This window comes from Agromyces tardus (assembly GCF_003710805.1).
GTDB lineage: Bacteria > Actinomycetota > Actinomycetes > Actinomycetales > Microbacteriaceae > Agromyces > Agromyces tardus.
In genome coordinates this window covers 85741-107739 of sequence record NZ_RHHB01000002.1, presented here as the reverse complement: position 1 = coordinate 107739, position 21999 = coordinate 85741, and the positions used below count along the sequence as shown (strand labels likewise).

20 protein-coding genes are annotated in these 21999 nt (G+C 73.6%); 7 read left to right on the top strand and 13 right to left on the bottom strand.

What is annotated here, in order from left to right:
• Nucleotides 1-13 precede the first annotated feature (13 nt).
• The 10 genes from hemC to hemE all read right to left on the bottom strand — a co-directional run bounded on the left by hemC (nt 14) and on the right by hemE (nt 8975).
• Nucleotides 14-1045 (bottom strand): hydroxymethylbilane synthase, encoded by a 1032-nt coding sequence (hemC, locus tag EDM22_RS02435; RefSeq protein WP_122935464.1) that lies wholly within the window; start codon nt 1043-1045, stop codon nt 14-16.
• Complete coding sequence (locus EDM22_RS02430) at nt 988-2241, bottom strand: ferrochelatase (RefSeq protein WP_122935463.1); 1254 nt, start codon at nt 2239-2241, stop codon at nt 988-990. The genes hemC and EDM22_RS02430 overlap by 58 nt, the downstream gene beginning before the upstream one ends.
• A complete protein-coding gene (hemQ, locus tag EDM22_RS02425; RefSeq protein WP_122935462.1) occupies nt 2241-2978 on the bottom strand; it encodes a hydrogen peroxide-dependent heme synthase in 738 nt (245 codons plus the stop codon). Before hemQ ends, EDM22_RS02430 begins: the two co-directional genes overlap by 1 nt.
• Before the next feature lie 69 nt (nt 2979-3047).
• Nucleotides 3048-4172, bottom strand: coding sequence for a class I SAM-dependent methyltransferase (locus EDM22_RS02420; protein WP_245989131.1), 1125 nt, complete (start codon nt 4170-4172; stop codon nt 3048-3050).
• The gene (locus EDM22_RS02415; protein ID WP_122935460.1) at nt 4169-4882 is read right to left on the bottom strand and encodes a GntR family transcriptional regulator; all 714 of its coding nucleotides are present in this window, start codon (nt 4880-4882) and stop codon (nt 4169-4171) included. The genes EDM22_RS02420 and EDM22_RS02415 overlap by 4 nt, the downstream gene beginning before the upstream one ends.
• 22 nt (nt 4883-4904) lie before the next feature.
• Nucleotides 4905-5219 carry a hypothetical protein gene (locus EDM22_RS02410; RefSeq protein WP_245989130.1) on the bottom strand — a complete coding sequence of 105 codons (315 nt, stop codon included), beginning with the start codon at nt 5217-5219 and terminating at the stop codon, nt 4905-4907.
• A complete protein-coding gene (locus EDM22_RS02405) occupies nt 5206-5610 on the bottom strand; it encodes a phage holin family protein (RefSeq protein WP_170963980.1) in 405 nt (134 codons plus the stop codon). Before EDM22_RS02405 ends, EDM22_RS02410 begins: the two co-directional genes overlap by 14 nt.
• A gap of 28 nt (nt 5611-5638) precedes the next feature.
• Complete coding sequence (locus EDM22_RS19415) at nt 5639-6094, bottom strand: hypothetical protein (protein ID WP_170963979.1); 456 nt, start codon at nt 6092-6094, stop codon at nt 5639-5641.
• A gap of 113 nt (nt 6095-6207) precedes the next feature.
• Nucleotides 6208-7830: a protoporphyrinogen/coproporphyrinogen oxidase gene (locus EDM22_RS02400; protein WP_122935458.1), complete on the bottom strand. Its 1623-nt coding sequence runs from the start codon at nt 7828-7830 to the stop codon at nt 6208-6210.
• Nucleotides 7827-8975, bottom strand: a complete 1149-nt coding sequence (gene hemE, locus EDM22_RS02395) for a uroporphyrinogen decarboxylase (RefSeq protein ID WP_122935457.1) — start codon at nt 8973-8975, stop codon at nt 7827-7829. Before hemE ends, EDM22_RS02400 begins: the two co-directional genes overlap by 4 nt.
• Nucleotides 8976-9245: 270 nt before the next feature.
• Here hemE and EDM22_RS02390 point away from each other — a divergent pair, with 270 nt between their 5' ends.
• From EDM22_RS02390 to EDM22_RS02380, 3 genes are all read left to right on the top strand, one after another.
• Nucleotides 9246-9962 (top strand): hypothetical protein, encoded by a 717-nt coding sequence (locus EDM22_RS02390; protein WP_122935456.1) that lies wholly within the window; start codon nt 9246-9248, stop codon nt 9960-9962.
• Between the two features lie 290 nt (nt 9963-10252).
• Nucleotides 10253-11617 (top strand): glutamyl-tRNA reductase, encoded by a 1365-nt coding sequence (locus EDM22_RS02385; RefSeq protein ID WP_122935455.1) that lies wholly within the window; start codon nt 10253-10255, stop codon nt 11615-11617.
• 256 nt (nt 11618-11873) lie between these two features.
• The gene (locus tag EDM22_RS02380; RefSeq protein WP_138708006.1) at nt 11874-12581 is read left to right on the top strand and encodes a GNAT family N-acetyltransferase; all 708 of its coding nucleotides are present in this window, start codon (nt 11874-11876) and stop codon (nt 12579-12581) included.
• A gap of 4 nt (nt 12582-12585) precedes the next feature.
• Here EDM22_RS02380 and EDM22_RS02375 read toward each other — a convergent pair whose 3' ends face one another.
• Entirely contained in the window at nt 12586-12936 is a 351-nt protein-coding gene (locus EDM22_RS02375; RefSeq protein WP_122935453.1) for a hypothetical protein, read from the bottom strand.
• A 50-nt stretch (nt 12937-12986) separates the two neighbouring features.
• A complete protein-coding gene (locus EDM22_RS02370; RefSeq protein WP_122935452.1) occupies nt 12987-14372 on the bottom strand; it encodes a glycine--tRNA ligase in 1386 nt (461 codons plus the stop codon).
• Nucleotides 14373-14541: 169 nt separating this feature from the next.
• Between EDM22_RS02370 and EDM22_RS02365 the strand changes: the two genes are divergently transcribed.
• Complete coding sequence (locus EDM22_RS02365) at nt 14542-15852, top strand: alpha/beta hydrolase (protein WP_138708005.1); 1311 nt, start codon at nt 14542-14544, stop codon at nt 15850-15852.
• On the top strand, nt 15849-18407 hold the full coding sequence (locus EDM22_RS02360; RefSeq protein ID WP_122935450.1) for a bifunctional lysylphosphatidylglycerol flippase/synthetase MprF: 2559 nt from the start codon (nt 15849-15851) through the stop codon (nt 18405-18407). The genes EDM22_RS02365 and EDM22_RS02360 overlap by 4 nt, the downstream gene beginning before the upstream one ends.
• Nucleotides 18408-18443: 36 nt before the next feature.
• Here EDM22_RS02360 and EDM22_RS02355 read toward each other — a convergent pair whose 3' ends face one another.
• The gene (locus EDM22_RS02355; protein ID WP_122935449.1) at nt 18444-19745 is read right to left on the bottom strand and encodes an alpha-hydroxy-acid oxidizing protein; all 1302 of its coding nucleotides are present in this window, start codon (nt 19743-19745) and stop codon (nt 18444-18446) included.
• A 122-nt stretch (nt 19746-19867) separates the two neighbouring features.
• Between EDM22_RS02355 and EDM22_RS02350 the strand changes: the two genes are divergently transcribed.
• Both EDM22_RS02350 and EDM22_RS19950 read left to right on the top strand, forming a co-directional pair.
• Entirely contained in the window at nt 19868-20275 is a 408-nt protein-coding gene (locus tag EDM22_RS02350) for an NUDIX hydrolase (protein WP_122935448.1), read from the top strand.
• Between the two features lie 94 nt (nt 20276-20369).
• Nucleotides 20370-21983 carry an alpha/beta hydrolase gene (locus EDM22_RS19950; RefSeq protein ID WP_245989128.1) on the top strand — a complete coding sequence of 538 codons (1614 nt, stop codon included), beginning with the start codon at nt 20370-20372 and terminating at the stop codon, nt 21981-21983.
• Nucleotides 21984-21999: the final 16 nt, after the last annotated feature.

The window sequence follows — 21999 nt, the reverse complement described above, 5'->3', positions numbered from 1 at the left end:
GGCTCGAATTCGCTCACGTCGACTCCTCGCTAGGTGTGAGGTCGGCGGCGCCGTTGCCGAGGAGTTCCGCGACGACGCGCTGGGCGACGTCGCTTGCCGCATCCGCCAGATCGGCGGCCGAGCGGCTGTCGGGGGTGGTCGCGTGCGAGCTCGTGAGCCGCCGGGTCCCGTCCGCACTGTACACCGTCGCCGTCAGGAACAGAAGTTCGTCCTCGATGAACGCGGTGGCCCCGACGGGTGCCGAGCAGCCCGCCTCGAGCTCGGCGAGCACGAGGCGCTCGGCGAGCACCGTGGCCCGGGTCGTGCGATGGTCGACGGCCTCGAGCGCGCGTTCGAGCGGCCGGGTTCCGCGCTCGCGGCGCACCTCGATCGCGAGGGCGCCCTGGCCGGGTGCGGTGGGCCACTCGGCCAGCTCGAAGAGCTCGGTCGCGGCATCCGCTCGCCCCAGTCGGCCGAGGCCCGCCGCGGCGAGGAGCACCGCATCGAGCTGACCCGACTCGACGAGGCCGAGGCGCGTGTCGATGTTGCCGCGGATGTCGACGGCCTCGATGTCGGGCCGCGCCGCGCGCAGCTGCGCGATGCGCCGGGGCGAGCCCGTGCCGATGCGTGCGCCGGCGGACAGCTCCGCGAGGGTGAGGCCGTCGCGGGCGCACAGCGCGTCGCGGGCGTCGGCGCGCTTGGGTACGGCGCCGAGGCGCAGGCCCTCGTGCTCGGCGGTGGGCAGGTCCTTCAGGGAGTGGACGACGAGGTCGCACTCCCCCGCGAGCAGGGCCTCGCGCAGGGCCGCGGCGAACACGCCGGTGCCACCGAGTGAGGCGAGCGAGGCTCGCGACGTGTCACCCTGCGTGGTCACCGGCACGAGCTCGATCTCGGCGTCGGCGGCCTTGGCGATGCGCTCGGCGATCTGGCGCGTCTGCGCCATCGCGAGGGCGCTCCCTCGCGTGCCGATGCGGATGACGCCGGACCCCCCGCTCGTGCCGCCCCCGCTCACGGTGCGATCCCCGCCAGGGCCGGGCGGAAGCCGAGGCGCACGTTCTCGCAGCATCCGGGCCGGCAGGTGTCGTACCAGGGCCCGAGATCGGTCACGTGCGGGCGCTCCGCGGTGGGCGTGCCGTTCACTCGCTCGAGCACGAGGTCGACGAGACCCGAGACGTACGCCGGGTGCGTTCCGGGGGTCGCCACGCGCACAGCGGTGAGGCCGTGCTCGCCGGCCGTCTCCATGGCCTCCTCGTCGAGGTCCCACATGACCTCCATGTGGTCGCTCACGAAGCCGAGCGGCACGATCACGACGGCCTTGCGCCCGGCGGCCGGGAGCTCGGCGATCGCGTCGTTGACGTCGGGCTCGAGCCACGGCTGGGTCGGCGGGCCCGAGCGCGACTGGTAGACGAGCTGCCACGGCACGTCGGAGGCGCCCGCCTCGCGCATGACGACCTCGGCCACCGCGCGGTGCTGGGCGGCGTACGCGCCGCCCTCGCCGAACCCGCGCTCCGCGGGGCCCGACTTCGCGGCGTCGGCCGTGGGGATCGAGTGGGTCGCGAAGAGCACCTCGACCTCGGTGGTGCGGTCGAGACCCTCGTGCTCGGCATCGAGCTTCGCGAGCGCGTCGCGCAGGCCCTCGACGAACGGCGTCACGAACCCCGGGTGGTCGAAGAACTGGCGCACCTTGTCGATCTCGATCACGTCGCCGAGCCCCGTGTCGGCGAGCGCGTCGGCGTAGTCCTCGCGGTACTGCCGGCAGCTCGAGTACGAGCTGTAGGCGCTCGTGGCGATCGCGATGAGCTTCGTGAAGCCGCGCTCGCCCGCCTCGCGCACGGCGTCGTTGAGGTACGGGTCCCAGTTGCGATTGCCCCAGAGCACGGGCAGGTCGACGCCGCGACGCGCGAGCTCGGCCTCGAGGGCCGCCTTGAGCTCGCGGTTGTGCTGGTTGATCGGGCTCACCCCGCCGAAGTGGCGGTAGTGGTGCGCGACCTCCTCGAGCCGCTCGTCGGGGATGCCGCGGCCCCTCGTGACGTTGCGCAGGAACGGAATGACATCGTCCTGGCCCTCGGGGCCGCCGAACCCGGCGAGGAGGATCGCGTCGTATGCGACCGGCACCTCGACGTGCTCGGGGCCGGACTGCGCGGGCGGGGTCGCACCCGCGACCACGGCGCCGGGCGCGAAGGGGGCGGATTCCGCGTGCGGCGGCTTGTGCCCGCGTGCCGGATCGTCGGCGCCGGTGCTGCCGAGGTTGGTCGCCGCCATTACTGCAGCACCTCGACGAGCTCGGCGGTCGTGATGCGGCGGCCCGTGTAGAACGGGAGCTCGTCGCGCACGTGCATGCGGGCGTCGGTGGCCCGCAGGTCGCGCATCATGTCGACGAGCTCGGTGAGCTCGTCGGACTCGATCGGCAGCAGCCACTCGTAGTCGCCGAGGGCGAACGCGCTGACGGTGTTCGCGATCGCGCCGCGGAACGCGGCACCCTTGCGGCCGTGCTCGGCGAGCATGCGTCCGCGCTCCTCGGGCGGCAGGAGGTACCAGTCGTAGCTGCGCACGAACGGATAGACCGTGAGCCAGCCCTTCGGCTCGAGTCCGCGCAGGAAGCCCGGCACGTGCGACTTGTTGAACTCGGCATCTCGATGCACGCCCATCGCGTTCCACGTGGGGAGCAGGGCGCGCAGCAGTCGCGTGCGGCGCAGCTGGCGGAGCGCCCACTGCAGACCCTCGGCGTTCGGGCCGTGCAGCCAGAGCATCACGTCGGCGTCGGCGCGCAGGCCCGAGACGTCGTAGATGCCCCGCAGCGTGATGCCCTCGTCTTCGACGAGGGCGATGACCCCGTCGAGCTCGTCCACGAAGCGCGGCACGTCGTGCCCGTCGAGGTCGTCGGGCCGGGACGGATCCCGGCGAAGCACGGCGAAGACCGTGTAGCCCTGGGGTGACGGCTCGGCGTGGGTGTCGGTCGTGGGTGCGTCGGCTGCCGCTTCGGCAGCGGGGGAAGACATGGGACTATCCTCCCCCCGCAACCTGAAAGCGCAAAAACGATCCCGACGACGGATGCCCCGGCCGCGCGCTCAGTGTACGAGCCGCGTGAATCGGAAGAACGCGAAGTCCTCGATCGGCAGCACCCGCGCGGCGGAGAACCCGGCGTCCGTGGCGTACCGCTCGAGCACCGCCGGCCGCATCACGGTGCCGGTGCCCACGGATCCCGGGGTCGAGAGGCTGTCGGGCAGGCAGAGGAAGAGGCTGTAGCCGTACATGATGCGCTCGACCTCGTCGCCGTCGGGAGCGAACTCCTCGGCGACGGCCTCGTCCATGATCACGACCGCCCCGTCGTCGCGCACGGCACGGCGGATCGCGTCGAGCACCTCCACGGGCCGGGGCATGTCGTGCAGCGCCTCGAACACGAAGGCGACGTCGTAGGCGGATGCCTCGGCGAGGTCCTCGCCCGCGACGAGGTGGAACCCGACCCGGTCGGCGACCCCCGCCTCCGCCGCGTGCGCGCGTGCCGCGTCGAGCGAGGGGGCGTCGACGTCGTAGCCGTCGACGGTCGCCTGCGGGTAGGCGCGCGCGAGCGCGATCGTCGACCAAGCGTGCCCGCAGCCGACATCGGCGATCCGCGCGCCGGGGCGCGAGAGCACGGCGTGCAGCTCGGGCACGCTCGCGAGGGCATCGGCGAGCCGGTGGTCGAACCACGGCCGGTTCACGTCGCCCTGCGCGTCGCGGCCGTCGGCGCCGTAGGCGTCCCACGGCACGCCGCCGCCCGTGCGGTAGACCTCGAGCAGGTCGTCGATGCGGGCCGCGGCGCCGGCGAACATGCGGGCGAGCGGCGCGAGGTGATCGAGCGAGCCGCGGTCGGTGAGCACCGTGGCCTGCGCCGCGGGCAGGCGGTACCGGCGATCGGATGCCGCGGCCTCCGCGTTCTCGACTTCGAGCAGCCCGTTGACGGCCTGCTGCTCGAGCCACTCGCGGGCGTAGCGCTCCTGGGAACCGGTCGCGGCGGCGAGCCCGCCGGGATCGAGCGGTCCGTGCTCGGCGAGGGCGCGGTACCAGCCCATCCGGTCGCCGACGTGGATGCTCAGCGTCTCGAAGGCGCCGAGCACCGAGGCGAAGAGCCGTTCGGCGAAGGCGGCGACGTCGGCGGGGTCGGGCTCGGCCTCGGGGCGGTCGTCGGGGCGGTCGTCGGAGTCCATGGTCATTCGTCGTTCCCCTCTCGGGATCGGCTTCCGACGAGCAGGGCGGTGGAGTGCTCGAGGTGCTCGCGCACGGCGTCGGGCCCGCGCGCGGGCAGTTGTTCGAGCAGTGCCCGGTGCTCGGCGACGAGCGCGTCGAGTCCGTAGTGCGGTCGGATGTGCAGCACGAAGAGCAGCAGTTCGCTGCCCAGGGCTGCGTGGGCGTCGATGATGCGCGGGCTTCCGGATGCCGCGACGACGGCGTGGTGGAACTCGGCGTGCAGCCGCTCGACCTCGAGCCAGTCCACCGGGTCGTCGCCCACGGCCTCGTCCGCGGACGCGCCCGGGCCGTCGAGCGCCGCCATCCGCGCGAGCGCGTCGCGGGCGGGATCGAGCGCCGCATCCGGCCACACGTCGCCGAAGCGCTCCCCCGCGATGCGCACCGCCTCGACCTCGAGGGCGGCGCGCAGCTGCTGCAGGGCGATGACCTCGGCGCGGTCGAAGCTGACGACGCGAACGCCCCGGTAGGGCTCGGCGACCGCCAGCCGTTCGGCGACGAGCCGCTGGAACGCCGCCCGCACCGTATGCCGAGAGACGCCGTGCTCGAGCGCCGCGGATTCCTCGCGCAACGGGGTGCCGGGCGCGAGCGCGCCGCTCAGGATGTCGGTGCGGACGGATGCCGCGACGCGCTCGACCGCCGTCGGCGACGGCTCGGGTCGTGCTCCCGTGGCCGGCACCGTGGCATCCGCTCGCTCGGGACTAGCGGTCGAGCCTGGCGCGCACGACGAGCCAGACGCCGACGCCGACCGCAGTGGCGACGCCGATGGCGATCGCGACGGCCGCGCCGGGCTGCTCGTCGGCGAACCGCTGCGCCCGGCGCTTCGCCCGGGCGGTCGCCCGGGCCGCGCGCTTGGGCAGGTTGAGCTTCTCCTCGAGGGCGTTGAGCGCCGTGGCGAGGTCGTCGCGGGCGGCGCGGGCGTTGTCGTGCGCCTGCAGTCGGGTGAGGTTGCGTTCCTGCTTCTTCGAGAGCCCCTGCACGTTCGCCGGGATCCTCTGCACGTCAGCGGTTGCCATACTCGCCCCTTCCGGTGACGGCGTCGAGGTCTTTCCGAACGCTCTCGATGGTCTCGAGCGGTTCGCTGCCGCGCTTGAAGTTCGTGTAGGCGATGCCCACGAGGATCGCGATGATCAGCAGCAGCACGCCCGAGACGATGAGGGCGGCCGCCCAGCCGGGCATCACGAGCGAGAGCGCGAGGATGCCGGTGGCGATGAGGGTGCCGAGCAGGAAGATGCCCACGAACCCGGCGACGACGACGAGGCCGGAGCCGATGCCGAAGTGCTTGGCCTTGTAGCTGAGCTCGGCCTTGGCCTGGTCGATCTCGGCGCGGACGAGGCTGGAGACGAGGTCGGGCAGTTCGCCGACCAGCGTGAAGAGGGAGCGTTCGTCGTTCGACGGTGCGGCCATGTCGGGGATCACCTCCGAAGGCGGTCGGTCAGGAGTCGGTGGACGGGGTGGTGCCGCGCCGCGGCGCGGGCTTCTTGGGCGGCGTCGCCGCCGACTTCGCCGACCGCGCGGCGGATGCGGCGGACTCGGCCGCCGACGTCGCCGTCTTCGCGGCAGCGTCGATGGTGTCGTCGAGGGCCCCGGCCGCATCGTCGACCGCGGACTTCGCGGACTTCGCGGCGCTCGACACGTCGCGCTTGGCGGTGTCCTGCGTGCTCGAGACCTTGCGCACGAACTGCTTCGCGCCGTCGAGCACGGTGTCGCTCAGGTCGCCGACGCGCGTCATGGCGAAGCCCTTGACGGCCTCGACGCCCTCCTGCACGGTCGGCTGGTTCCAGACGCTCTGGGCCGCCCTGCGGATCTGCTCGTAGCGCTCGCGGCCGGCCCTCGTGCCGAGCACGTAGCCCACGCCGAGCCCGACGACGAAGAGGAACTTGCCCTTCATGTGCACCCCATCCCCCGCTGCGGTTGAAGTTCAGCGTGTTCTCAAGCGTAGACCCCGAGGGGATCGGCGCAAGGGGCTTGCGGCCCGGTGTGATCGAACGTATTCCGGTTCGGCTATGCGTCGTCGCGGGGCCGCACCGCGAGGTGGCGGATGCGCGCCGCGGCCTCGACGGCCTGCGGCACGACCGATGCGAGGCCGGTGCCCGCGACCCACGACCCCGCGAGCTCGAGGCCCGGCTCGGCGGCGACGAGCTCCTCGAGCCCGCGCACGCGGTCGCGCTGGCCGACGGCCGCCTGCGAGAGGGCGTCGCGCCACGCGCTGCGACCCGCCGCGCGCACGTGGGATCGCGCGAGCGGCACGCCGAGGAGCCGCGACGCGTCGGCGACGGCGAGCTCGACGACGTGCTCGTCGTCCAGTCCCTCGAGGGGGTTCGCGGCCCCCGCGCGACCGTACGAGAGGCGCACGACGTGCCGGCCGGCCGCGGCGTCCGCGAGCCACGACCACTTCGCCGACGAGTGGGTGAGCGCCTTCGCGGTGACGCCGGGCGTTCCGGCGGCGACGAGCACGCCCGTGCCGCGGGGCGCCGCGTCGAGCGCGGGCGCGTCGACCACGAGGGTCACGAGCTCCACGGATGCCGCGGCCGGCCACTCCGCGACGTCGACCCGCTCGGGCAGCAGCCCGTCGAGCAGTGCCAGCGACACGTGCGCGGGCGTGGCGAGCAGGGCGTAGGGCGCGTCGAGCACGAGGTCGCGCGGAGCGTCGGCGGCGGCGGGCGCATCGAGCGCGGGGTCGCCGTCGCTCGCTGCAGCCCCGGCGACCGCGGGGGTGGCGGTGACGTGCCAGCCGGCGCCCGCTCCGTCCGTCTCCGCCCCGCCCGCGGCATCCGCAGCTTCGCTCGTGCCCGGTTCGCCCCGGCGCTCGAGCCCGGTCGCCCGCATGCCCGTGCGCACGACGACCCCGAACCGATCGAGCTCGGCGAGGAGCGCGTCGACGAGACGGTGCATGCCGCCGTCGATGCCCTGCACGGCGCCGCCCGCGCGGCGCGCCTCGACGAGCTGGGCCACGCCCCCCGAGAGGGAGCCGGCGCGGGTCATCGCCTCGTTGAGGCCCGGCGCCACCACGTCGAGGTCGAGGTCGTCGGGGTCGGTGGAGTACACGCCCGCCGAGATCGGCGTGACGAGCCGCTCGAGCACGGCGCTGCCCATGCGCTGCCGTACGAGCGGGCCGAGGCGGTGCACGCGGCCGATCTTGAGGATGGGCATGATCCGGTCGGCGTACGCACGCCAGGCGCCGCGCCACCCGATGATGGCGCGCACGTCGTCGCCGAGCGGGTTCGCGGGGATGCCGAGCACGCCCGTCCTCGGCAGCGGCGCCGCCGAGAGGTCGCCGGCTGAGCCGCCGCGGGCCCCGCGCTCCCCCCAGACGAGCCACGCACCCGCCGGGTTCGGCGAGACGACACGGTCGGCGAGGCCGAGGTGCTCGAGCAGCCCGGCGACCGAACCGCCGCGCGTCGCGAAGGACTCGGCACCCGAGTCGAGCACGAGCCCGTCGAGCTCGATGCGCCCGACGCTGCCCCCGGGTCGCTCCGCCTGCTCGAGCACCGTGACCGCGAGTCCGATGCGCGCGCACTCGAGGGCGGCGACGAGCCCCGCGACGCCCCCGCCCACCACGACCACGTCGGTCGTCACGTGCTCGGGAGCGGGCCCGCCCGCGGCATCCGCTCGGGGATCGGTCATCGGCCGGCCTCGTGCACGAGCTCGACCACGCGGGTGAGCGACTCGGGATCCGTCTCGGGGGGAACCCCGTGGCCGAGGTTGAAGACGTGGGCCGGGGCGACCCGCCCGCGGCGCAGCACCTCGCGCACCGCCCGCTCGAGCACGGGCCACGGCGCCGCGAGCAGCGCCGGGTCGAGGTTGCCCTGCAGTGGCACGCCCTCGCCGACGCGCAGGGCGGCGACGTCGAGCGGCACGCGGTAGTCCACGCCGACGACGTCGACCCCGACGCCGCGCATCGCGCCGAGCAGCTCGCCCGTGCCGACGCCGAAGTGCACCACCGGCACCGAGCGGCGGGCGGCCGCGACGGCGGCATCCGCGCCGGGCACCTCGTACTCGAGGTCGTGCACGTGCGCGAGTGCGGCCGCCGACGCCGGGGCGACGTGCGCCTCGTAGTCGGCGAGCGACAGGGCGCCCGCCCACGAGTCGAAGAGCTGCGCGGCCGAAGCGCCCGCGAGCACCTGGGTGCGCAGGAAGCGCCCGGTGAGCTCGGCGGTCCACTCCATGAGCGCGCGCCAGGCGCCGGGGTCGGCGTGCATGAGCGTGCGCGCCGCGAGGTGGTCCTTCGAGGGGCCACCCTCCGTGAGGTACGCCGCGAGGGTGAACGGCGCGCCCGCGAAGCCGATGAGCGGGGTCGAGGTCGGCGCGCCGGGCGAGGTGAGCGTCGCGAGCTCGGCGATGGTGCGCTCGACCGCCTCGGCGATGGGGGCGGATGTCTCGTCGAGCAGCGCGGGGTCGATCGCCGTGAGCTCGGCCACGCCCGCGGCATCCCCGTAGGCGCGCCCGAACACGGGCCCCTTGCCCGGCTGGATCTCGACGTCGACGCCCACGAGCTTCAGCGGCACGACGATGTCGCTGAAGAAGATGCCGGCGTCGACCCGGTGGCGGCGTACGGGCTGGAGGGTGATCTCGGCGGCCATCGCCGGGTCGAGGCATGCATCGAGCATGCGGGTGCCGACGCGCAGCTCGCGGTACTCGGGCAGCGAGCGGCCCGCCTGACGCATGAACCAGACGGGCGTGGTGTCGCTGCGCTCGCCCCGGTACGCGCGCACGAGACGGGAGTCGTGGGTGAGGCCGGCCTGGAGCGGATGACGCGGGGAGAGGATCACGGGTCACATTGTCGCCCATCCCGGCTGGGCATCCCCTCCCGCGCCCCCCGAACGTGCGCCCGATCCGGGGCGAGCGTGCGGAATCGGTCGTCGAACCGCTGGTTCGAGCCGGATTCGATCCGTTGAAACGATCGGAGACGGGGGTATGGCGCATCGCGGTCGTTCAGGGATAGTGTCGGACCCGTCGTGCGCTCCCCACCACGACGACGCGCCGCTGCGACCACCCCGACGGTATCGGCGCGCCCCCTCCGCCCCCACGGAGCAGCCGAAGTGAACAGCATCGCAACGCGGTACCGCACCGGACTCACGGTCGCGGTCGCCCTCGCCACCATGATCGTCATCGCCGGCCTCGTCGTCGGCTCCCCCACGATCGAGCGGGTGATCCCGCGTCTGCCCGACCCGCCGGGCACGCTCGTGGCCCTCGGCCTGGCCGCCGTGGCAGCCGTCACCGCGCTCGTGGTGCTGGTCGTTCGCGGAGCCGCGGCCGCCCGCACGAGCGCCCGGCGGGCCGCCCTCGAGTCGGTCTACGCGGGCGAGGTGAGCTGCGGCATCCGCAACGGCGACCTCGCGGCCCGGCTCGACCAGCTGCGCGAGCCCGGGTCGAAGGCCGTCGCACTGTCGTCGCGGTTCTCGATCGTGGCGGATGCCGCGGGCATCTCGTTCTGGGTCGGCGGGCGACGCCCGCGCCGGGCCGCGATGTTCGTGTGGCGCGAGGTGCGCAACATCCGCTCGGACAGCACGGTCGTCGGCAGTGCGAGCGTTCCCCTGGCCGTGCTGCGCATCCGCCGCGCCGGCACGAGCATCGAGCTGCCGATGGTGCTGAGCGACGCCCGGGCCGGGCACTACGCGCTCGTCGACGGCCCGTTCTACGCCGTCGTGCGGGCGTGGAAGGCGAAGCACCGGGCGGCGCTCGCGGCCGAGGGCCTGGAGCTGCCGCCCCTGACGGCGCCGATCCCGATCATCCGGCAGGACCAGCCGGCCGCCTGACGCCGGCGCCCCCGCCGGTCGAGTAGGCGCGCAGCGCCGTATCGAGACCCGGGGTGGCCGGGGAGGCGCGCAGCGCATATCGAGACTGACGGACGGGTCTCGATACGCGCTTCGCGCTACTCGACCGGCGGGTTCGCGCCTTTCGAGCGGCGGGGTTCCGCGCTACTCGACCGGCGGGGTTCCGCGCTACTCGACCGGCGATTCTCGGCGGGCGGAAACGGACCGGGACTCCCGTTTCGCGGGCGTCCACACCGGTCGGGGGCGCTTTCGACGGCGGGTAGAATCGTCGGGTGCTCATCTGCCTGACCGCAAGTCACAAGAATGCGGCGTTCGACATGCTCGAACGCCTCTCTGCGACTGCCGAGCACGCGGCGCCGCGCATCCTCGAGGGGCACGCCTCCGTGCAGGGCGCCGTCGTCGTGGCCACGTGCAATCGGTTCGAGGCCTACCTCGACCTCGACGCGAACGACGGCGAATCGCCGGTTCCGGCGGTGCAGGAGGCGATCCGCGCGGTCGGCTCCGTGGCCGGCCTCGAGGCCGACGAGCTGCTCAGCACCTTCGGCTTCGTGCACGGCAACGCCGTGGCCGAGCACCTCTTCGCCGTGGCCTCCGGGCTCGAGTCGGTCGTCGTCGGCGAGGGCGAGATCGCCGGACAGGTGCGCCGCTCGCTCGAGCAGGCCCGCGCCGAGCGCACCACCACCCCCGAGCTCGAGCGCCTGTTCCAGCGCGCCTCGCAGACCTCGCGCCGGGTGAAGAACCGCACCGGCATCGGCGGCGAGGGCCGCTCGCTCGTGCGCCTCGCGCTCGACCTCGCCGAGAGCCGCGTGACCGACTGGTCGAAGACCCGCGTCCTGCTCGTCGGCACCGGCCGGTTCGCGGGCGCCTCGCTCGCCGCGCTCCGCGATCGCGGTGTCACCGATGTCTCGGTGTACTCCCCGACGGGCCGCGGCGTGAAGTTCGCCGCCGCGCACGACATCGACGCCGTGGCATCCGCCGACTACGCCATGGCCGCGGCATCCGCCGACGTCATCGTCACCTGCACGATCGTCGAGCACCACGTCGTCGACCGCGGACTGCTCGAGGTCGGCCGCGCCGAGCTCGCCGCCTCGCAGGGTGCCGCCCCCGTGGCGATCGCCGCCGCCCGGGCCGACGTGCCCGCAGCCCCGCGCCAACTCGTCATCGACCTCGGCCTGCCGCGCAACGTGGCCCCCGACGTCGTGGAGGTGCCCGGCGTCGAGCTGCTCGACCTCGAGACGATCCGCATCCACGCGCCCATCGAGGAGCTGGGTGCGACGGATGCCGCCCGCGAGCTCGTCAACCGCGCGGCCCGCAACTTCGGCCGCGTCGGCGAGGAGCTCGACCTCGCCCCCGCGGTGGTCGCCCTGCGCTCGCACGTGTTCGACGTGCTCGACGCGGAGATCGCGCGGGCGAAGGCTCGCGGCGACGACGACGGCCGCACCGAGGCCGCCCTGCGGCACATGGCCGGGGTGCTCCTGCACACCCCGATGGTGCGCTCCCGCGAGTACGCCCGCGCGGGCGAGCAGCGCGCCTGGCTCGACGGGCTCGAGGCCGTGTTCGGCATCCGCGCCGAGGCCGAGGCCGCGGCATCCGCCGATCGCAACGCCCGCGACGACGCGGCCCGCGACGCCGGCTGACGCCGCACGCGCCTGTCCATCCACGCACGCCCGGCCTCGCTGTCGCTGCGACCGACGCGCGGGAGTGAGGTTTCTGCGCAGGAGGTGGTTCGGATGGAGGACTCCGGGACAGAAACCTCACTCCACCGCGCGGGTGGGCGGCTCGGCGGCCTCGGGGAGCAGATGGGATTGTCTCGGGCGTGGCGCGCCCCACGCTCCGGCACCGAATCGATGTCGGGTGCCGCGGCGGCATCGCCGCGCGCTACGCTTCGTGACCATGCAGGATGATGCGACGCCGACCGCCGCGGCGAGCGACTTCGAAGGCGCCCGTGCCGCCGCGGAACCCGATCCCGGCGGACCGCCGGCGCTGCGCCTCCCCTTCGACATGCGGGCGATCGGCGTCGAGCCGCTGCGCACCGAGCGGATGCTGCTGCGCCCGCTCGCCCCGAGCGACGCCGACGACGTCTACGAGTACCAGCGGCTCCCCGAGGTGCTGCGCTACATCCCGTGGGTCGAGCGCGACCGCACCGAGGGCCGTGAGCACACCGAGCAGCGCGCCTCCTCGAGCCGGCTCGCCGACGACGGCGACGCCGTGTTCTTCGCCATGGTGCTCGCCGGCGAGCCGTCGGTGGCGGACGCCGCGCGCGACCGCGTGATCGGCGACCTCATGCTGCGGCTGGGCAGCGCCGAGCATGCCCAGGTCGAGGTCGGCTGGGTGGTGCACCCCGACTTCCAGCGACGCGGGCTCGCGGCGGAGGGCGCCGCCGCCGTCATCGCGTTCGCGTTCGAGCGGCTCGGCGCGCACCGGGTGTTCGCGCACCTCGACGCGCGGAACGCGGCATCCGCTGCGCTCTGCGAACGCCTGGGCATGCGACACGAGGGCACGATCGTCGAGGAGGAGTACGCCGACGGCGAGTGGTCGGACACCGGCATCTACGGCGTGCTGTTGCGCGAGTGGCCGGCCGCCCGGGCGCAGGGCGCCTGACGGCTCACGCCGCGGCGCTCGGCCACAGCGGCCGCGGGGCCGGGGCGGCGGCGATCGGACTCGCCCGCAGCGGATGCCGCAGCTCGCCGATCCCGAACGACTCCCACGCGAGCACGAGGTCGGCATCGCCGAGCGGTCGAGACGGAGACCAGACCCAGGCGGCAGCCCGGCCCTCGTACCAGTCCTCGCCACCGCCCCCGCCCATGCTGTTCACGAACAGCGTCGGAGGCGTCACCTCGCGGCCCGGCTCGCGGTACGACATCGGAAGCAGCCGCGTTCCGTCGGCGAGCGCGAGCCCCAGTTGCAGCCCGCCCGGCTCCACGGCGGCGCCGAACCCACCGCCGCTCGCGTGCATGGCAGCGAGCCTAGCGAGCGGATGCCACGACGGGCTGCCGCCCGTGAGCCCTACGCCCCCACGAGGCGCTGCGCGAGGTAGCCCTGCAGCTCGTCGAGCGGCACGCGCTCCTGCTGCATGGTGTCGCGGTCGCGCACGGTCACGGCGTTGTCGTCGAGCGAGTCGAAGTCGACCGTGATGCAGAACGGGGTGCCGATCTCGTCCTGGCGACGGTAGCGGCGGCCGATGGCGCCGGCGTCGTCGAAGTCGACGTTCCAGTTCTTGCGCAGCGACGCGGCGACCTCGCGGGCGAGCGGCGACAGCTTCTCGTTGCGCGACAGGGGCAGCACGGCGGCCTTGACGGGCGCGAGGCGCGGGTCGAGCTTGAGCACGGTGCGGGTGTCGACGCCGCCCTTCGCGTTCGGCACCTCCTCGACGTGGTACGCGTCGACGAGGAACGCCATGAGCGAGCGGGTGAGGCCGGCCGCGGGCTCGATGACGTACGGGGTCCAGCGCTCGTTCTTCGACTGGTCGAAGAAGGAGAGGTCCTTGCCCGAGTGCTTCGAGTGGGTCGAGAGGTCGAAGTCGGTGCGGTTCGCGACGCCCTCGAGCTCGCCCCACTCACTGCCCTGGAAGCCGAAGCGGTACTCGATGTCGACGGTGCGCTTCGAGTAGTGCGAGAGCTTGTCCTTCGGGTGCTCGAAGAGCCGGAGGTTCTCGGGGTCGATGCCGAGGTCGACGTACCACGCGAGGCGGTGGTCGATCCAGTACTGGTGCCACTCCTCGTCGGTGCCGGGCTCGACGAAGAACTCCATCTCCATCTGCTCGAACTCGCGCGTGCGGAAGATGAAGTTGCCGGGCGTGATCTCGTTGCGGAACGACTTGCCGATCTGGCCGATGCCGAACGGGGGCTTCATGCGCGCCGCCTGCAGCACGTTCGCGAAGTTCACGAAGATGCCCTGCGCGGTCTCGGGGCGCAGGTAGTGCAGGCCCGACTCGTCGTCGAGCACGCCGAGGAAGGTCTTGAGCAGGCCGGAGAACGCGCGGGGCTCGGTCCACTGGCCGCGCGTGCCGCAGTTGGGGCAGACGATGTCGGCGAGGCCGTTCTCGGGCGCGCGGCCCTTCTTCTCCTCGTAGGCCTCGACGAGGTGGTCCTCGCGGAAGCGCTTGTGGCAGTGCAGGCACTCGATGAGGGGGTCGGTGAACACCTCGACGTGACCGGATGCCTCCCACACCGGGGTGGGCAGGATGACGCTCGAGTCGAGGCCGACGACGTCGTCGCGGCCCTGCACCATCGTGCGCCACCACTGGCGCTTGATGTTCTCCTTGAGCTCGACGCCGAGGGGGCCGTAGTCCCACGCCGACCGGGATCCGCCGTAGATCTCACCCGCCTGGAAGACGAAGCCCCGGTGCTGGGCGAGGGTGATGACGGAATCGAGTCGGCTGGGTGCGGCCACGGTGGCTCCAATGGTCCTGGGAGTGCGGGCGAGGGCCCGGAACGAACGGTAACCATCCTAGGGGCGGGCGCGCGGCGGTTGAACCGGACGGATGCCGCCGGCCGCCGGTACGCTGTGCCCAGCGCCGTGGGGAGCCGGGGGGTCGGTCGTGTGGGATGCGCTGCTGGACGTGAGCGTCGTCGACGGGCCGCTGCCCGTGGTCGTCTGGACGATCGCGGGCGCGTGCTTCCTCTACCTGCTCGTGCGGGAGCGCTCGGCGGCGTGGGCGCTCGGCGTGGTCGTGCTGCTCATCGTCGGGGCGATCCTCGGGGCCGGGGGCCTGTGGCTGGCCGTGAACGTGCTCGGCGTGGTGAGCGGGCCGATCGACGATGCGGCCTGGTGGTGGGTGTCCGCGGCGAGCGCCGCGATCCTCGTGGCGCTGTGGAACCTGTGGGGCACGAGGTGGTGGCGCAAGCTCATCGCGGTCCTCGCGATCCCCATGTACGTGCTCGCCGCGATGCTGGGCATCAACGCGGCGTACGGGCTCAGCCCGACCCTCGGCTCGATGCTGCACGTCTCGACGGCCGACGAACTCGATCCGCCCGACCCCGCCGAGGAGGCGCCGCCCGCCGATCCGGCCGAACCGCTGTGGCAGACCTGGGCGGCGCCCGCCGGCATGCCCGAGCACGGTGAGACGGGCGAGGTCGAGGGCGGCATCCCGAACACCGTCTCGGGCTTCGACGCCCGGCCGGCCCAGATCTACCTCCCGCCGGCGGCCCTCGTCGACGATGCGCCGCGCCTGCCGCTCGTCATCATGATGATGGGCCAGCCCGGCGACCCCGACGTGCGGTTCCTCGCCGACGTGCTCGACCGGTTCGCGGCGCAGCACGACGGGCTCGCCCCGATCGGGCTCGTGATCGACCAGCTCGGCGACCCGTACGCCGATCCGCTCTGCCTCGACACCGACCTCGGCAAGGTCGAGACCTACGTGACGCAGGACGTGGTGCCGTGGGCCCGCGCCCAGCTCGACGTGCTGCAGGGGCCGACGTACTGGACGGTCGCCGGCTTCTCGAACGGGGGCGGGTGCGCGGCGTACTTCGGCGCGAAGTACCCCGAGACCTTCGGCAACCTCGCCGCGATCTCGCCCACGGAGTACCCCGGCGTCGAGCATCCCGACGAGACGCGGCACGAGGTCTTCGGCGGCAGCTTCCTCGCCTTCGAGGCCGTGCAGCCCGCCAACGTCATGGCCGCGAAGGCCCCCTACGCCGACTCGGTCGGCATCTTCACGGTCGGCGCGGGCGACCCGGGCTTCATCGGCGGCACGACACGACTGGCGGATGCCGCGACCGCGGCCGGCATCGTCACGACCCTCGAGATCATCCCGGGCGCCGACCACGACGTCGAGGCGCTCGACGGCGGGCTCGAGATCGCATTCGACGTGCTGTACCCGAGGCTCGGCCTCGAGGAACCGCCGGCGACCGACCAGCAGGAGGACGGATGACCCAGGCGAAGTCCGACGAGCAGCTCGAGCCGGCGTCCGCGTCGCGGCTGCGCACGACGGGGGCGGTGCTCGCCTCGTTCGTGCGCCGCATCCCGGTGAGCATCGGGCTCGGGGGGCTGCTCATCGTCACCGCCGCGGTCACGGGCACGCTCATCGCTCCGGCGAGCGACGTGACGCTCGACACGTGGGGCGTCGCGGTCACCACCACGGTCCTGGCCGCACGCTGGTGGACGCCCGCGACCGCGCTCGCGATCCCCGAGGACCCGTTCCAGCTCATCGCGGGCGTGGTGCTCGCGGTGCTGCTGCTCGGCGTGGCCGAGCGGAAGCTCGGCAGCATCCGCGTCGCCCTCGCGTTCGTCGTGACGGGGCTCGTCGGCATGACGGTCGGCGTGGTCGTGCAGTGGGGCGGCAGCCTCATCGGGGAGTGGTGGTCGCTCGGCACCGCGGCCGATCGCACGCTCGATCCGCTCACGGGCGTCGTGGGCGCGCTCATCGCGTCGACGGCCTTCATGTCGGCGCTGTGGCGCCGCCGCATCCGCATCGTGACCCTCGCCTTCGTGCTCGTCTTCGTGCTCTACGACGGCGATTCGTCGAACGTGTCGCGGCTGCTGGCGGGCATCGCCGGGCTCTTCCTCGGGGCCTGGTTCGCCCGCGACGCGTCGACGCTGCGCCCCCGTCGCAGCTCGCACGGCGAGACCCGGGCGCTGCTCGCCACGGTGGTCGCCATCACCGCGATCGGGCCGATCGTGTCGCTCATCAACAACGACGAGCTGACGCCGTTCTCGCTCACCGCGAGCCTCTTCACCGAGGGCATCCCCGACAAGCAGGCCGTGCTCGACCAGTGCGACGGGGTCGTCTCGGCGTTCTGCGAGCGCGAGCTCGCGCTGCTCAGCGCCCAGGGCCCCGGCGTCATCGCCCTCGTCTTCCTGCCGCTCGTGCTCCTGCTGCTCGCGGCGTGGGGCCTGCGCAACGGGCGGCGCTTCGCGCTCATCCTCGCGGTCACGGTCAACGTGGCGCTCGCGCTGCTCGCCTGGTTCTCCTTCGACGTCGCGGCGACGGTGGCCGAGCTGTCGGGCACCGAGGGGTGGACGGCGTTCGACATCGGCGAGCTCATCGTGTGGGCGATCGCGGCGATGGCGCTTCCGCTCGCCGTCGCGGGGGTGCTGATCGCCTTCCGGCGCGACTTCGCCGTGCGTGCCCCGTACGAGGCCGTCGTGCGGTTCACGACCGTCACCGTCGGCACCCTGATCGTGCTCGCCGCCGCGTACTTCCTCACCGCGCTCGTGACCATCGGCGACTACGTTCCCGCCGCGGACCTGCGGGACCTCACGATCGACACGGTGAAGCGGTTCCTGCCCACGCAGTTCGTCGCGACCTTCGATCCGGTCATCGTTCCCGACCACGACGTCGCGTTCGTGCTGTTCCAGGCGGTGGGCCCGCTGTTCTGGATCGTGTTCGTCGCCGCGGCGGTGCCGCTCCTCTCGGCGAACGCCGACCGCACCGCGATGGCCGGGCGCAGCCGCATCCGCGACCTCCTGCGACGCGGTGGCGGCGGCTCGCTCGGGTTCATGGCCACCTGGCCCGGCAACGTGTACTGGTTCAGCGACGACGGCGAGGCCGCGGTGGCGTACCGGGTCGTCAACGGCATCGCGATCACGATGTCCGACCCGATCTGCACCCCCGATCGCGACGAGCGCACGGTGCGGGAGTTCGCCGCCTTCTGCGACGCGAACGGCCTCACGCCCGTCTTCTACAGCGTGCACGAGCAGTTCCTGCCGATCGTCGAGGCGATGGGCTGGCAGCACACCTCGGTGGGCGAGGAGACGGTCGTGCGCACGCAAGGCCTCGAGCTCACGGGCAAGGCGTGGCAGAAGGTGCGCCAGCCGCTCAACCGCGCCGTGAAGGAGGGGCTCACGACCGTCTGGACGACCTGGGACGAGCTGCCGCTCACCACGGTGGCCCAGATCCGCGCGATCTCCGAGGAGTGGGTCAGCGAGAAGGAGCTGCCCGAGATGGGCTTCACCCTCGGCGGCTTCGACGAGCTGAAGGACCGCGACGTGCGCCTCATGCTCGCGGTCGGCCCCGACGGACGACTGCAGGCCGTGACGAGCTGGCTGCCCACCTTCCGCGACGGCGTGCCCATCGGCTGGACCATCGACTTCATGCGCCGCGCCGACGAGTCGATGCCCGGCGTCATGGAGTTCGTGATCGCCTCGGCCGCGCTGCACATGAAGGAGACGGGCGCCGAGTTCCTGAGCCTCTCGGGCGCCCCGCTCGCCGCCAAGCCGCTCGCGCCCGGCGAGACGCCCCCGCCGGCGACCCCGATGACGCGGTTGCTCGACTGGCTCGGCAAGACCCTCGAGCCGGCCTACGGCTTCACGTCGCTCTTCCGCTTCAAGGCGAAGTTCAACCCCGAGTACCGCACGATCTCGATGGCCTACCCCGACCCGATGGCGCTGCCCGCGATCGGCGTGGCGATCGGCCGGGCCTACCTCCCCGAGATCTCGCCGAAGGAGGCCGTCGCGCTCGTGAAGACGCTCACGGTCGGTTCGTAGGCGAGCGGATGCCGCGGCGCCGGCCTCCGTGTCGCCTCACGCCGGCCGCAGCGAGTCGCGCCCGATCTGGGCGATCGACCGGTGGCCGGCGAGGGCCATCGTGACGTCGAGCTCGGCGAGGTGGTTGCGCACGACCTCGCGCACCCCGTCGGATCCCGCGACGGCGAGCCCGTAGGCGTAGGGCCGGCCGATGCCGACGGCCGTCGCGCCGAGCGCGAGCGCGCGGAAGGCGTCGGCGCCGCCGCGCACCCCGCTGTCGAGCACGACGGGCACGCGGCCGGCGACCCGCTCCACGACGCCGGGCAGCGCGTCGAGCGTGGCGACCGAGCCGTCGACCTGGCGGCCGCCGTGGTTGGAGACCACGATGCCGTCGACGCCGTGGTCGAGGGCGCGGCTCGCGTCATCCGGATGCACGATGCCCTTGAGGAGCACCGGCAGCATGGTCCACTCGCGGAGCTTCGCGAGCGACTCCCAGGTGAGGGTGGGGTCGGAGAACACGTCGAGGAAGGTCTCGACCGCGGCGCGCGGCAGCGGCGAGCGCAGCGCGTCGCGCAGGCCCCCCTCGACGAGCCGCGTACCCGAGCCCGAGCGGGCGATCTTCAGCGCCGAGGCGAGGAGGGTGGGCGTCACCCTTGGCCGGGCGCCCCCACCGGCGCCGCGCGCCACCCGCTCGCGCACGAGGTCGACGAACACCGGGTCGCTCGTGTACTGCGCGATGCCCTGCCCGCGCGTGAACGGCAGGAACGCGAGGTCGAGGTCGCGGGTGCGCCAGCCGAGCAGGTGCGTGTCGAGGGTCACGACGACGGCCTCGCAGCCCGACGCCTCGGCGCGGCGCAGGAACGAGGCGTTGAGCTCGTCGGAGGCGCTCCAGTAGAGCTGGAACCAGCGCGCCCTGTCGCCCATCGCGGCGGCGACCTCCTCCATGGGCTGCGAGGCCTGGTTCGAGAGCACGAACGGCACGTCGAGCTCGGCCGCGGCGCGGCCCACCGCGACATCCGCCTCGGCGTGGGCCAGCTCGGCGACGCCGATCGGCGACAGCACGAACGGCGTCGCGCGGCGCCGGCCCAGCAGCTCGATCGAGAGCTCGCGCCGGCCCACGTCGCGCAGCACCCGCGGCCAGATGCCCCAGCGCGCGAACGCCGCGCGGTTCGCGGCCATCGTCGCCTCGGAGCCCGCTCCACCGGCGAGGTAGGCGAACGCCTCCGCGGAGAGCGCCGTGCGCGCCGCGCGTTCGAGGGCGTCGAAGCCCACGGGCACGGCGGGCTTCGTGCCGCTCACGCCGGCCCGGTACACCTCGGACTGCACGGCCCGCACGTACCCGCGGCTGTCGTCGGTCATGGCCCGCTCCTTCGCGATCGCACTGCGAGCCAGCGTAGCCACGCCGCCGGGCGGTCACCACGCCGGGCTCGCGACGCCGGGCCCTCGCCATGCACCGGCCGGGCCGCGCCTAGGCTGAACGGATGCCGCAGCTGCCCGACCTCCTCGTCGCCGCGATCGCGCTCGTGCGCGACCGCCGCGTGCTCATGGTCACCGCCCGGGGCCGCGACGTGCACTACATGCCGGGCGGCAAGATCGACCCGGGCGAGACCGCCGCGGAGGCGGCCGCCCGCGAGGCTCGTGAGGAGGTCGCGCTCGACCTCGACCCCGACGAGCTCGAGGAGCTCTTCGAGGTGGTCGTGCAGGCGCACGGCGAGCCCGAGGGCCGCCTGGTTCGCATGCGGGTGTTCCTGGCCGAGACGGATGCCGCGCCCGCGGCCTCGGCGGAGGTCGGCGCGCTGCACTGGGTCACGACCGCCGACGCCCACCGGTGCCCGCCCGCGGGGCGCGAGACGCTCGCCCGGCTCGCGGCATCCGGACTCATCGACTGAGGGGCCGCCGCGGGGTGGCGACCGACCGCAGGTTGCGGCCGACCGCGGGCCGTCGGTCCCGCGCTCGGCAGCACCGCCTCGTAGACTGCGCTGCATGTCGGTGACACGAGAGTTCCGTCGGGGCGACGGCGTGACGGTGATCACCGAGTCGGGAATCGCCGGCGGCCGCACCTTCGTGCTCGTGCACGGCATCGGCATGGGCCACCGGTACTGGTCCGACCTCGCCGAGGCGCTCGCGCGCGAGGGGCGGGTGCTCGCCCTCGACCTGCCGGGCTTCGGCGACGCCCCGGACACGGAGCATCCGCTGTCGATGCCGGAATCGGGCGAGTACCTCGCCGCGCTGCTCGAGGGCGAGGACCTGCACGACGTCGTGCTCGTGGGGCACTCGATGGGCGCGCAGATCGTCGCGGAGACCGCCGCGCGGCATCCGGAGCGCGTCGGCGCCGTCGTGCTCATCGCGCCGACCGTGAACCCCCGCGAGCGCAGCGCAGCCCTGCAGGCGCTGCGGCTGCTGCAGGACGAGTCGATGTCGAAGCCGAAGGTGCTCGCACTCTCGCTGCGCTCCTACCTGCAGGCGGGGCCGCGCTGGTACTTCGCGAAGCTCCGCCTGATGATCGCGCATCGGGTCGAGGACGCGCTGCCGAAGGTGTCCGCGCCGGCGCTCGTGATCCGGGGCGAGGACGACCACGTGTCGCCGCGCGGCTGGGCGCAGCAGGTCTCACGGCTCCTGCCCCGCGGGCGGTACGTGGAGGTGCCCCACCGCGGGCACGAGACGATGGTCACGGCGGGCGAACAGGTGGCGAAGCTCATCTCGGCGCATGCGCGCGGCGAGGCCGTGGGCGTCGACGTGCGCACGCCGGCCGAACCGCCGCCGCCACCGCTGCTCGCGCGGGCGTTCTGGATCGCCAACGACTACACCTACGCGCTCGGGCGGCAGCTCTCGCTGCTTGCGCCGCCCTGGTCGGTTCGAGGTGAACGCGTGACGCCGCACGCATGGTCGACCGGGTCGACCGTGCTGCCCGAGATCGTGCTGCTGCCCGGCGTGTACGAGCACTGGACGTTCCTGCGCCCCCTCGGCAACGCCCTGAACGCCGCCGGCTATCGCGTGCGCGTCGTGCACGGGCTGGGTGCGAATCGCCGGGGCATCGCCGAGACGGCCGAGCGGCTCGCGCGTGCGCTCGAGCGCACCCCGCCGCCCGGCGCGGGGCGCGTGCTGGTGGCGCACAGCAAGGGCGGGCTCATCGGCAAGCAGCTCCTCGTCTCGTCGGGTGCGGCGGCCGCGGCGGCCGTCGCCGCGGCTCGCGAGGCATCGGCGGGTGGGTCGACGGCGGGCGAGTCGACGGCGGATCCGGCGATGGCGGCCGCCGCGGCATCCGGCCCCTCGGATGCCGCCCCGCTCGGCGTGCTGGGCCTCGTGACCGTGTGCACGCCCTTCTCGGGCTCGCGGTACGCGGCGCTGCTCGTCGACCCGAGCATCCGCGCGTTCCTCCCGAGCGACGAGACCATCGTGATGCTGGGGCGCGACACCTCGGTCAACGGGCGCATCGTGTCGATCTTCGGTCGCTACGACCTGCACATCCCCGACGGCAGCATGCTCGAGGGAGCCACGAACGTGCGCGTCCCCGTCGTCGGCCACTTCCGAATCCTCGGCGCGCCCGAGACCTGGCGGGCGGTGTTCGACGGGGTCGCGTTGCTCTCCGCGCGGTGAACGCCGATCACGGCGA

Bases quoted from the DNA above. Each gene is read 5' to 3' on its own strand.
- EDM22_RS02405 (WP_170963980.1), bottom strand. From the start codon at position 5,610: ATGGCCGCACCGTCGAACGACGAACGCTCCCTCTTCACGCTGGTCGGC.
- EDM22_RS02380 (WP_138708006.1), top strand. From the start codon at position 11,874: ATGCAGGATGATGCGACGCCGACCGCCGCGGCGAGCGACTTCGAAGGC.
- EDM22_RS19950 (WP_245989128.1), top strand. From the start codon at position 20,370: ATGTCGGTGACACGAGAGTTCCGTCGGGGCGACGGCGTGACGGTGATC.
- EDM22_RS02355 (WP_122935449.1), bottom strand. From the start codon at position 19,745: ATGACCGACGACAGCCGCGGGTACGTGCGGGCCGTGCAGTCCGAGGTG.
- EDM22_RS02430 (WP_122935463.1), bottom strand. From the start codon at position 2,241: ATGGCGGCGACCAACCTCGGCAGCACCGGCGCCGACGATCCGGCACGC.
- EDM22_RS02360 (WP_122935450.1), top strand. From the start codon at position 15,849: ATGACCCAGGCGAAGTCCGACGAGCAGCTCGAGCCGGCGTCCGCGTCG.
- EDM22_RS02400 (WP_122935458.1), bottom strand. From the start codon at position 7,830: ATGACCGATCCCCGAGCGGATGCCGCGGGCGGGCCCGCTCCCGAGCAC.
- EDM22_RS02375 (WP_122935453.1), bottom strand. From the start codon at position 12,936: ATGCACGCGAGCGGCGGTGGGTTCGGCGCCGCCGTGGAGCCGGGCGGG.
- hemQ (WP_122935462.1), bottom strand. From the start codon at position 2,978: ATGTCTTCCCCCGCTGCCGAAGCGGCAGCCGACGCACCCACGACCGAC.
- EDM22_RS19415 (WP_170963979.1), bottom strand. From the start codon at position 6,094: ATGAAGGGCAAGTTCCTCTTCGTCGTCGGGCTCGGCGTGGGCTACGTG.
- EDM22_RS02350 (WP_122935448.1), top strand. From the start codon at position 19,868: ATGCCGCAGCTGCCCGACCTCCTCGTCGCCGCGATCGCGCTCGTGCGC.
- hemC (WP_122935464.1), bottom strand. From the start codon at position 1,045: ATGCTGCGAGAACGTGCGCCTCGGCTTCCGCCCGGCCCTGGCGGGGAT.
- EDM22_RS02420 (WP_245989131.1), bottom strand. From the start codon at position 4,172: ATGACCATGGACTCCGACGACCGCCCCGACGACCGCCCCGAGGCCGAG.
- EDM22_RS02410 (WP_245989130.1), bottom strand. From the start codon at position 5,219: ATGGCAACCGCTGACGTGCAGAGGATCCCGGCGAACGTGCAGGGGCTC.